This is a genomic window from Deltaproteobacteria bacterium (genome assembly GCA_016210005.1).
GTDB lineage: Bacteria > Desulfobacterota > Binatia > HRBIN30 > JACQVA1 > JACQVA1.
Window position 1 is genome coordinate 1 of record JACQVA010000162.1, and the last position, 9914, is coordinate 9914.

The window sequence follows — 9914 nt, forward strand, 5'->3', positions numbered from 1 at the left end:
AGCGGGTTGGTGAAGATACGGTTTACGCGCCGCATGAATCGAGGCAGGTGCATGGCCGTGCAGGCTACTCCCCGTCCGGCAGAAATCAAGGATGGCGAACCGGTCCGGGTGCGCGACAAAAATGTGGGTAACGTGGTGCCGACCCTGATCCTGTTCGGTGTTATGGCCGTCAATCCCGCTTACGGGGGAATGACAAATTGCGTCCCTTTAGGCCATGGGCCTCGGCCTGACAGTACCCAGTACAGTCAGAATGGTGAGGATTTGCCCGGTCGGCTGCACGTTACCCACAGATTTGTCGCACACCCGACCGGTCGGTGCTGGCGCTTGGCGTGTGCGTAGATGCGGGCACTTGTGGTAGGTGGTACACGCGAGCGCGGGCGTCGCGCTCATGATGGCTGTGTCGGACTCGAGTAACTACGTTCTCAATCTCTATGCCCTGGCGCCCGCGCTGACGGCGCTCGGGCTGCTGCTGGTAGGCAGCGCCGTGCTTGTTCGCGAGCGCGTCTCCCGCGTCAGCGTGGCGTTGTTTTTTGTGCAGCTGGCGGTCGCGGTGTGGCTGGGGGGACTGGCTGCCATGTATTGCTCGGCCAACGCCGCCTTGGCGCTGTGGTGGGCACGCTTTCATTTTCTCGGCATCCCCGCGATCTCGCCGGCGATCTACTCCTTTTCGGTCATCGTGATGGGCCTCTACCCGCGACGCCGGTGGCTGGTTTGGATCAACTGGCTACTGGCGGCGCTGTTCTCGGCGGCGGCGCTCGGCAGCGATGCCTTGCTGGCGGGGGTCTATCGCTTCTGGTGGGGCTACTATCCGCGTTACGGCTGGCTCGGTGTCCCTTTTCTGCTCTTCTTCTTCGGCGTCGCCCTGATCAATCTCCGCGACTACTGGATCGCATACCGCACGGCGAGTGCCGGCACACAACGGGCCCGGCTGCGCTTGCTGCTGATCGGCTTCAGCATCGCTTACCTGGGCGCGGTCGACTACCTCCCTTGCTACGGCTTCGAGCTCTATCCCTTCGGCTACTTGCCGGTAGCTATCTGCCTCAGCCTGATGGCGGTGACCATCCAGCGTTATCGGCTGGTGGACATTGTCCCGGCCTTCGCGGCCAACGAGATCATCGCCACCATGGCCGATCCGCTCGCCGTCTGTGACGCTGAAGGCCGAGTGCGCGTCGTCAACTCCGCTCTGTGCGCGACGCTCGGCTATCGCGAGTCCGAGCTGCTCGGCAAACCCATCGACGGCTTGGCGCACCATGACGCAGCGAGCAGCGAGCGCCTGCGCGCGCTGTTGCAACGCGAGACGGTGCGCGACGAAGAAATGAGCTTCGGTAGCCGCGCCGGGGAGGCGGTGGCCGTGAGCGTCTCGATCTCGCACCTGCGTGATCGGCGGCGCGAAAGCCTCGGCGCCGTTGTCATTGCCCGTGACATCAGGGAACGCAAGCTCGCCGAGCACGAGTTGCAGCAGGCGAAGGCCGCCGCCGAAGCCGCTAACCGCTCGAAGAGCGAGTTCTTGGCCAACATGAGCCACGAGATTCGCACGCCCATGAACGTCATCATGGGCATGACCGACATGGCTCTGGACACGGCCCTGGCCCCTGAGCCGCGCGAATATCTCGAGATCGTCAAGGCATCGGCCAACTCCCTGCTGGGGGTCATCAACGACATCCTCGACTTCTCGCGCATGGAGGCCGGCAAGTTGTCGGTGGAAGCGCAGCCGTTCGGGTTGCGTGGCAGTGTCACCGAGGCGTTGAAAACCGTAACGGTGCCCGCGCAGGCAAAGGGGCTTCTATTGAACGCCACCTTCGCGCCCGAGCTGCCGGAGGTCGTGGTCGGCGATGCTGGACGCCTGGGACAGGTGTTGCTCAACCTAGTCGGCAACGCCATCAAATTCACCGACCGCGGCGAGATCGCGGTTTGCGTCGGTATCGCGCAAGACGGAGCGGGCGGTGAACCGGTTGCGGATACCTCAGCGGGCAATTCGCAGCCGGGAATCACGCTGCATTTCGCGGTGCGCGACAGCGGCATCGGTATTGCCGCCGACAAGCTGGAAGCAATCTTCGAGCCCTTCGAGCAAGGTGATGGCTCGACCACACGCACTTACGGCGGCACCGGGCTGGGCTTGTCGATCTGCCGGCGGCTGGTGGAGCTGATGGGCGGGCGCATCTGGGCCGAAAGCACCGTGGGTGAGGGCAGCACGTTCTACTTCACCGCGCGCCTGGGGCTGGCGAACGAATCAGCCGCACCGACGGCACCGAGCTGAGATCGGCACCGGCGGAGCCAGCGCGCCGCGATCGAGCCGTTGATTCGGCCGCGGGTTGCAGCCATGATTGCCGCGTTCGCCCCCGGGCACTGGCTTCGGACCTGAGAGCCTGTGAGGAAATTCCCGGGACGACGCACGTTATCATGCACATCCAGCCGCCCGATGACCCCGAGTTGCTGCGCCGCTTCGCCAAAGAGGGCATGCCCAATTTCCGCTGAGGCCGGCCGTTTGCGCGGTCGGCTCGGTCGCTGTAGCCGAAGGCGCCGGACGGCGGGACCGCCCGCGAAGCCGCGCCGCGCCGTTGCATGCGCAAGCGAAGCTGTTATCCGTCGGGCTGGATTCGAAGAGGAGATGCGCCGCCATGAATGACAGCTCGAAGAACGCAGCCCCGGCGCCGGGGACCGACTTCATCCGCCAGATCGTCACCGCCGACCTGCAAAGCGGTAAGCATTCGTCCGTGTGTACCCGTTTTCCCCCCGAGCCCAACGGCTATCTCCACATCGGTCACGCCAAGTCGATTTGCCTCAACTTCGGCATCGCGCGCGAGTTCGGCGGCGTCTGCCACCTGCGCTTCGACGACACCAACCCGGCCAAGGAGGACGTCGAATACGTCGACTCAATCCAAGAAGACGTGCGCTGGCTCGGCTTCGATTGGGCCGACAAGATGTTCTATGCCTCGGACTACTTCGAGCGGCTCTACCAGTTCGCCGTCGAGCTGATCCGCAAGGGCAAGGCCTTCGTCTGTCACCTCAGCGCGGAGGATACCCGCGCCTACCGTGGCACGCTCACCGAAGCGGGCAAGAACAGTCCCTATCGCAACCGTTCGGTGGAAGAGAACCTGGCGCTGTTCGAGCAGATGCGCCGGGGCGAGCTGGCGGAAGGCACCTGCGTCCTGCGCGCCAAGGTCGACATGGCCTCGCCCAACATCAACATGCGTGATCCGGCCGTGTACCGCATCAAGAAAGCTCACCACCATCGCACCGGCGATGCCTGGTGCATCTACCCGATGTACGACTTCGCCCACGGTCTCTCGGACGCCATCGAGGGCATCACCCACTCGATCTGCACGCTCGAATTCGAGGATCACCGCCCGCTCTACGATTGGTTCCTCGATCAGCTCGACGTTCCCTGCCACCCGCAGCAGATCGAGTTCGCCCGCCTGAACCTGACCTATACCGTACTCAGCAAACGCAAGCTGCTGCAACTCGTGCGCGACGGGCACGTCGAGGGTTGGGATGACCCGCGTATGCCCACCCTGGCCGGCTATCGCCGGCGCGGCTACACCCCCGAAGCGATTCGCACCTTCTGCGACCGCATCGGCGTGGCCAAGGCCAACAGCACCGTCGATGTCGCTATGCTCGAACACGCTATCCGCGAGGACCTCAACCGGCGCGCCCCCCGGGTCATGGCCGTGCTCAAGCCCCTGAAGGTAGTCATCGATAACTATCCGGAGGACCGGGTGGAGGAGCTGGAGGCGGTCAACAATCCGGAGGACGCATCCGCGGGTACGCGCCGGGTGCCGTTTTCTCGGATCCTGTACATCGAAGAGGACGACTTCCGTGAAACGCCGCCGCCGAAGTACTTCCGCTTGTCGCCGGGCAAGGAGGTGCGTTTACGTTACGCCTACTTCATCACCTGCCAGCGCGTGGTGAAGGACCCGGCCACGGGCGAGGTTGTCGAGGTGCACTGCACCTACGACCCCGCCACCCGCGGCGGCGATGCCCCGGATGGCCGCAAGGTGAAGAGCACGCTCCATTGGGTGTCGGCAGCTCACGCCCTCAGCGCCGAGGTTCGGCTTTACGACCGGCTCTTCGCCAAGGAGTTTCCCGACCGCGAAGAGAACTTCCTCGACGCTGTCAATCCGAACTCGTTGGTAGTTATCGAGGGCTGCAAGATCGAGCCCGCGCTCGCCGCCGGAAAGCCGGGCGACCGTTTTCAATTCGAGCGCCAGGGCTACTTCAGCGTCGACCCGAAACGCTCGCAACCCGGCGCCCCGGTCTTCAACCGCATCGTCTCCTTGAAGGACACTTGGGCCAAGATCGCGCAGCGCGGCACCTGACATGCCGGGAAGCGCCGACCGGCGCAAAGTGCACGATCGCGCGGCTGATTTCGCGTTAGTCCCACGCCCGCTTGACTACGTAGGCGCTCATCGGATGGGTTTCGAGGCGGCTGAAGTCGATGAAGCGCTCGCAGCTTTCCATCATGCGGCGCTGGTGTTCGGCCAGTTGCTCGGCCGTATCGGCTGCGTAGAACACCATTGGATCGGTAGCCGCCGCCGCCGGAAAGGCTTCCTCGACGATGGCGACCCAGGGCGGCGCGTCGTTGGTGACCGGCCTTATCAGCACGTTCTGGACATATAGGAACGTGCTCTGCGTCTCGATGGCGACGCGCGTGTGAAAACCCTGCCAGCGCTCCAGCCACTCCGCATAAGCCAGGGAGTCCGGCTTTTCGAGAAAGGCTACCGTGTACAGCCCGGGAACGCGCTCGCCGAGCGGGGCGACGTGCTGGGTGTTGACGATCGGGACTGACTCCAGCGTGAGGTAGCCCGCCAGGCGCGAGGTCTGGCTCGCCAACACTTGCTCGCACGGGCCGCGGTTGAGCGCGGTGTCCAACCAGACCGATACCACGGCGGTAGGGTCGAGCCGCGACATTCGCAGCCCCGGTACCGCCCGTTCGTCGGCGAGGATCACGCTCAGCCCGCGGGCACCGAGATCGCTCAGCCGGCGGGCGCTGTGACCGAGCAACTGCTGCCTGAATTGGTCGATGGTGACCGCCGCTTGCTTCCAGAGCACGTACGTCAGTTTTTCCATCTTGGCCTCCCTGTGCGCCGGCGTAGCACGAGCGCCGCCGCAGTTGTAGTCGGCGCTCGCCGGCTGCGGCTCTTCTTCTATGTGGTCGGCGGCTCACAGTACGAACCCGCGATGGCCCCGCGGTTGTCGGCTGTGCCCTTGCCCGGCGCCGCCAGGGCGCTGGTATGGTTCGTTGCGCAGCCGAAAGTGCTGTGTTACGAACGGCGCCGGAGTGCACGATGGAGCAACCGGATTTCGATAAGCGCGGCGGGCTGGTCACCGTAGTCACGCAAGACGCCGACAACGGTGAGGTGTTGATGCTCGCTTACATGAATCGTGCGGCCTGGGAGCGCACGCTCGCCACCGGTACCGCCTGTTATTACAGCACCTCGCGCCAACAGCTGTGGGTGAAGGGCGAGACCTCCGGCAACACTCAGGAAGTGGTTGAAGTGCGTATCGATTGCGATGCCGACGCGGTGCTGCTGAAGGTGCGCCAGCGCGGCCCTGCCTGCCACGAAGGCTATCGCAGCTGCTTCTTCCGCGTGGCTGAGTCGGCGGGCTGGCGTGTGGCCGCAGAACGCCTGCGTGATCCGGCCGAGATGTACGGGGCAAACGCCTGAGGCGGCCGCGGCTTCCCGCCCGCGCGCGAGCATCACCCGCTCTGTTTGTGACGTAATGAAGTTGCTGAAGCTCGGAGTCCCCAAGGGTAGCCTGGAAGCGGCGACCATCGAGTTGTTTCGCAAGGCCGGCTGGAAGATCAGCGTCAGCGAGCGCAGCTACTTCCCGCGCATCGACGACGACGCCATTCGCTGCTCGCTGGTGCGGGCGCAGGAGATGTCGCGCTACGTCGAGGACGGCACCTTCGACGTCGGCATCACCGGCAGGGACTGGATCCTCGAAAACGATTCGCAGGTCGAGCCGGTGTGCGACCTGGTGTATTCCAAGGCCAGCTTCCGGCCCACCCGCTGGGTATTGGTCGTACCGGAGGATTCGCCGGTACGGGTGCCGGCCGACTTGCGCGGCAAGCGCATCGCCACCGAACTGGTGCGCTACACCCAACGCTACTTCGCCGAGCAGAACATAGCGGTCGAGGTCGAGTTCTCCTGGGGGGCCACCGAAGCCAAGGCCGCCGACGGCTTGGTCGACGCTATCGTCGAAGTCACCGAGACCGGTTCGACCTTGCGCGCCAACTCCCTGCGCATCGTCTGTGAGCTGTTCCAGTCCAACCCCCAGGTGATCGCCAACCGCACGGCGTGGGCCGACTCGTGGAAGCGCGAGAAGATCGAGCAGCTCAGCTTGCTGCTGCAAGGGGCGCTGGCGGCGGAGGACAAGGTCGGCATCAAGATGAACGTGCCCAAGGCCAACCTGGAGGAGGTCATCGCGATGATTCCGAGCCTGACTGCACCGACCGTGTCGCCACTGTATCAAACCGGGCAGCTCCACGGCGTCGAGTGGTACGCGCTCGAGAGCGTGATCAGCGAGCCGGTGGTGCGCGAACTGATTCCAAAACTCATCAAGCATGGGGCCGTCGGTATCATCGAATACCCGCTCAATAAGGTGGTCGGATGAAGCGAAGACAATGGCTGGTAGTGGCCGTGGCAACCGCGCTGGTGGGTGGCTGCTCGGGATTGGACGCCGAAACCCGGGCGCGCGAAGCGGCGGACAAGATCAAGGCGTCGATTGCCGACCTCGAGGCCAGGGCGCTGGAGCAGAAGGTTGACCCCGCCGACGTCAAGGCGGCACAGGCGGTGTTGACCACGCTCAATGAGTATCAGGGCGAGGTCAATGGCCAGCTCGATGCGGTAACGGTGAATTCGATCGAGGCGTTCCAACGCGCCAAGGGCCTGAGAGCCGACGGTATCTTGAACGAGCAAACCAAACGCCTGCTGCAAGAAGCGGCCGGCAAGGACCAGTCGTAAAGCCGCGCCAGCCACGGGGGCGCCTGTATAGTCGACCTTGTCTGGTTGCGCGAGGAACCCCGCGCGGCGGTCAGCCGGCGGTGGCTTCCTCGGCTTGGTAACCGAGGGCGTTGAGGAAGGGGATCTTCTCGCCGGCGGGCATGATGTAGACGCCCTCCCAGCCGCAGACCTCTTCACACAGCCGGCAGCCGACGCAGGTCTTCTCGTTGACCTCGACCTGCCCGAGATATTCCGGCCCGTTGTTCGGCGACGGGTAGAGGCAGTCGAACGGGCAGACGTCGACGCAGACGCCGCAGCCGTTGCAGTTCTCGGGATGCACCACGGCGATCGGCCGCTCGTGCTTCTTCAACACGTGCGTCATGTTGCCGTAGGTGTCGTAGATGGCGTCGTCCGGGCAGATCACTCCGCAGGCGCCGCAGTCGATGCACATCGACGGCTCGATGAAAAAGACCATGCGCGGATCGCCGCTGATGGCCTTGGTCGGGCAGCGCTTCTCGCAGGCCGTGCAACCAGTGCACTTCTCGGCCACTATGGTAAACGGCATCGCGCTACTCCTGCATCTTGCGCAGGATCTCGTTCTGGCGGCCCTCGGCGATCAGCTTGTCGTTCTTGCGGGCTTCGCGAAATCCCAGGTAGGTGAAATAGCCAATCAGAAACATCATCCCGACGATCGGGATGTTGTCAGGGGCCATGGCAATTTCCAAGAACAGACTCAACGCCGACGGTTCGTGCACTGCTTACTCCTTCGCACGCGGCGGACGCTACCAACCGCTCCCGGCTGTGTCAAACCACCCCCGCCTGAGCGCGGCGGGTGCGCAGTGCGGCCTGCACCCGCGCCACGTCCTCAGCCTCGAAACGAAAGCCGCGGAACATCACCAGCCCGACCAGGTGCACCGCCGCCTGCAACGGCCCGAGCAACATGACCAGCCACCACATGGTGCCGGGGGCCTGCGGCTGCCCGGCGACGTAGCCGACGGCTTCGAGCAAGCTGCCGCTGAGCAGGATGCCGATGGCGCTGCTGGTCTTGAGCCCGAGGGTCCAAATGCCGAAGTAGGCACCCTCGCGCCGCTCCCCGGTTTGCAGCTCGTCGAGATCGATGACGTCGATCGCGCTCGACATCACCAGCGTCACCGAGCCGGCGACGGCCCCGCCGGCAAGCACGAACAGCAGCATCGCTAAGTGGGCGCCCGGTGGCACAATCAGCCAGCCGAGCGGCGTGAGGCAGCCCGAAGCCAGCCCCACCAGCATCGCCCGCCGCTTGCCTACCCGCCGTGACAAACGCAGCCACAGGGGGAAGGAGCCGGCGAAGCTCAGGGCGAAGGTGAAGGCAATGACCGGAAAGAAATCGTAGAGACCGAGCCGGTACTTGATCACAATCAGTTGTACCGCCTGCCCGAGCGAGCCCGCCGTCGTCATCAAGCAAAAGGTCAAGAACACGACGCGGAAGTCGCGGTTTGCAAAAGTATGGCGCAGGCCGCCAAGGAAATGGCCCAGGCTGGCCGCGGGCGTGCCGGCTCGCCTGCGCTCAGTGACGCCGCACCCGGCCAACAGGCCCGCCGCCGCCATCAGCGCGCCGAGCGCCGCCGCCATCACCGCATAGCCCTGGCGCGCATCGGCAAAGCCCCGGGCGATGGCGATCGGGGCGGTGGCGCCGATGACGCCCCCGAGCACGCCGAATAGGCTGCGAATCTGCACCACCGTGGTGCGCTCGTGGTAGTCCTGCGCCAGCTCCGCCCCCCAGGCGACGTACGGGGTGGCGTAAACGGTGAAGAACGTGAACAGCAGCATGTATACGGCGACCAAGTAGCCGAAGGTCGCCGCCGCGCTGGCGGCTGCCGGCGGGGTGAACAGCAGAAAGAAGCATAGGCCCAGCGGCAGCGCACTGGCGATGACGTAGGGCCGGCGCCGGCCCCAGTGCGAGCGCGTGGTGTCGGAGACGTAGCCCATCACCGGGTCGGTCACCGCGTCCCACAGCTTGCCGATGAAGATGGCCGCCCCCACCAGCGAAGGCGACAGGTGCACCACGTCGGCGTAGAAGAACAGCAAGAACTGGTTGAGCGAGGTGTTCTTGGCCGCGAGCGCGACCTCGCCGCTGCCGTAGAGCAGCTTGGTGCGCAGAGGAACTTCGGGGTGCCCCATCACGGTAATGCTAGCGACGGTGGCCGCCGGACGCCGCTCAACGCCGGCTTTCGAGCAGCGTCTCGACGTAGCGGGCGATGATGTCGGTCTCGATGTTGACCGAGTCGCCGGGCTGCTTGCCGAGCAGGTTGGTGTGTTCTTGCGTGTACGATACCAGTGAGACGGCGAAGCTGGTCGGTGTCTTGTCGATGATCGTGAGGCTGGCGCCGTCGATGGCGACCGGACCCTTCACCACCATGTAGCGCAGCAGCTCCGCGGGCGTACGAAAGCACGCGATGACAGCGTCGGCTTCGGGGGTAAACGATTCGATCGTGGCCACACCTTCCACCACCCCGCGCACGATGTGGCCGCTGAGCCGGTCGTTCGGCCGCACCGAGCGCTCGAGGTTGACGCGGTCGCCGGGTTTGAGCGCTCCGAAGTTGGAGCGCCGATAAGTCTCCGGCATCACGTTGGCCAAGAAACACCCGCCGTCGGTCTCGGCCACGGTCAAGTCGACCCCGTTGATGGCAATCGAGTCGCCGAGCTTGGCATCCGACAACACCAGCGCGGCGCGGATGCGCAGCCGCCCCGAGCCCGCTTCCACGACCTCGCCGACTTCCTCGATGATTCCAGTGAACACGACGCCTCCTCTGATTGCGTTACGAATTGCGATGAAGCCTCTCAGCTAAGGCCTGACCCTGCCCGACTTGTGGCCTCTGGACACGGAGGTTGGATTGCGGTAGACGTACATGCGTGACGGCGGTGGTGGAAGCGGCGGGGTTGGTTTTTCCGGTCGGTGCGATCGATGCGATTCGCATGCGCATCGAGGCC

Annotated in this window: 10 protein-coding genes; 5 read left to right on the forward strand and 5 right to left on the reverse strand. The window is 64.8% G+C overall.

The window, feature by feature from the left end; genetic code table 11:
- Positions 1 to 388: 388 nt before the first annotated feature.
- The gene (locus HY699_15825; GenBank protein ID MBI4517274.1) at positions 389 to 2257 is read left to right on the forward strand and encodes a PAS domain S-box protein; all 1869 of its coding nucleotides are present in this window, start codon (positions 389 to 391) and stop codon (positions 2255 to 2257) included.
- Between the two features lie 361 nt (positions 2258 to 2618).
- Positions 2619 to 4316: a glutamine--tRNA ligase/YqeY domain fusion protein gene (locus HY699_15830; protein MBI4517275.1), complete on the forward strand. Its 1698-nt coding sequence runs from the start codon at positions 2619 to 2621 to the stop codon at positions 4314 to 4316.
- A 55-nt stretch (positions 4317 to 4371) separates the two neighbouring features.
- Here HY699_15830 and HY699_15835 read toward each other — a convergent pair whose 3' ends face one another.
- Positions 4372 to 5067: an EthD domain-containing protein gene (locus HY699_15835; GenBank protein MBI4517276.1), complete on the reverse strand. Its 696-nt coding sequence runs from the start codon at positions 5065 to 5067 to the stop codon at positions 4372 to 4374.
- A gap of 218 nt (positions 5068 to 5285) precedes the next feature.
- Between HY699_15835 and hisI the strand changes: the two genes are divergently transcribed.
- Genes hisI through HY699_15850 form a run of 3 tightly spaced genes read left to right on the forward strand, consistent with a single transcriptional unit; the run spans position 5286 to position 6965 of the window.
- Positions 5286 to 5666 carry a phosphoribosyl-AMP cyclohydrolase gene (gene hisI, locus HY699_15840; protein MBI4517277.1) on the forward strand — a complete coding sequence of 127 codons (381 nt, stop codon included), beginning with the start codon at positions 5286 to 5288 and terminating at the stop codon, positions 5664 to 5666.
- A 55-nt stretch (positions 5667 to 5721) separates the two neighbouring features.
- Positions 5722 to 6615: an ATP phosphoribosyltransferase gene (locus tag HY699_15845; GenBank protein ID MBI4517278.1), complete on the forward strand. Its 894-nt coding sequence runs from the start codon at positions 5722 to 5724 to the stop codon at positions 6613 to 6615.
- On the forward strand, positions 6612 to 6965 hold the full coding sequence (locus tag HY699_15850) for a peptidoglycan-binding protein (protein ID MBI4517279.1): 354 nt from the start codon (positions 6612 to 6614) through the stop codon (positions 6963 to 6965). The genes HY699_15845 and HY699_15850 overlap by 4 nt, the downstream gene beginning before the upstream one ends.
- Before the next feature lie 70 nt (positions 6966 to 7035).
- Here HY699_15850 and HY699_15855 read toward each other — a convergent pair whose 3' ends face one another.
- From HY699_15855 to HY699_15870, 4 genes are read right to left on the reverse strand one after another with little or no spacing between them, the layout of a single operon-like run.
- A complete protein-coding gene (locus HY699_15855) occupies positions 7036 to 7509 on the reverse strand; it encodes a 4Fe-4S binding protein (protein ID MBI4517280.1) in 474 nt (157 codons plus the stop codon).
- 4 nt (positions 7510 to 7513) lie between these two features.
- Positions 7514 to 7699, reverse strand: coding sequence for a hypothetical protein (locus HY699_15860; protein ID MBI4517281.1), 186 nt, complete (start codon positions 7697 to 7699; stop codon positions 7514 to 7516).
- A 49-nt stretch (positions 7700 to 7748) separates the two neighbouring features.
- Positions 7749 to 9104, reverse strand: coding sequence for an MFS transporter (locus HY699_15865; GenBank protein ID MBI4517282.1), 1356 nt, complete (start codon positions 9102 to 9104; stop codon positions 7749 to 7751).
- Between the two features lie 37 nt (positions 9105 to 9141).
- Positions 9142 to 9723: a riboflavin synthase gene (locus HY699_15870; protein ID MBI4517283.1), complete on the reverse strand. Its 582-nt coding sequence runs from the start codon at positions 9721 to 9723 to the stop codon at positions 9142 to 9144.
- Positions 9724 to 9914: the final 191 nt, after the last annotated feature.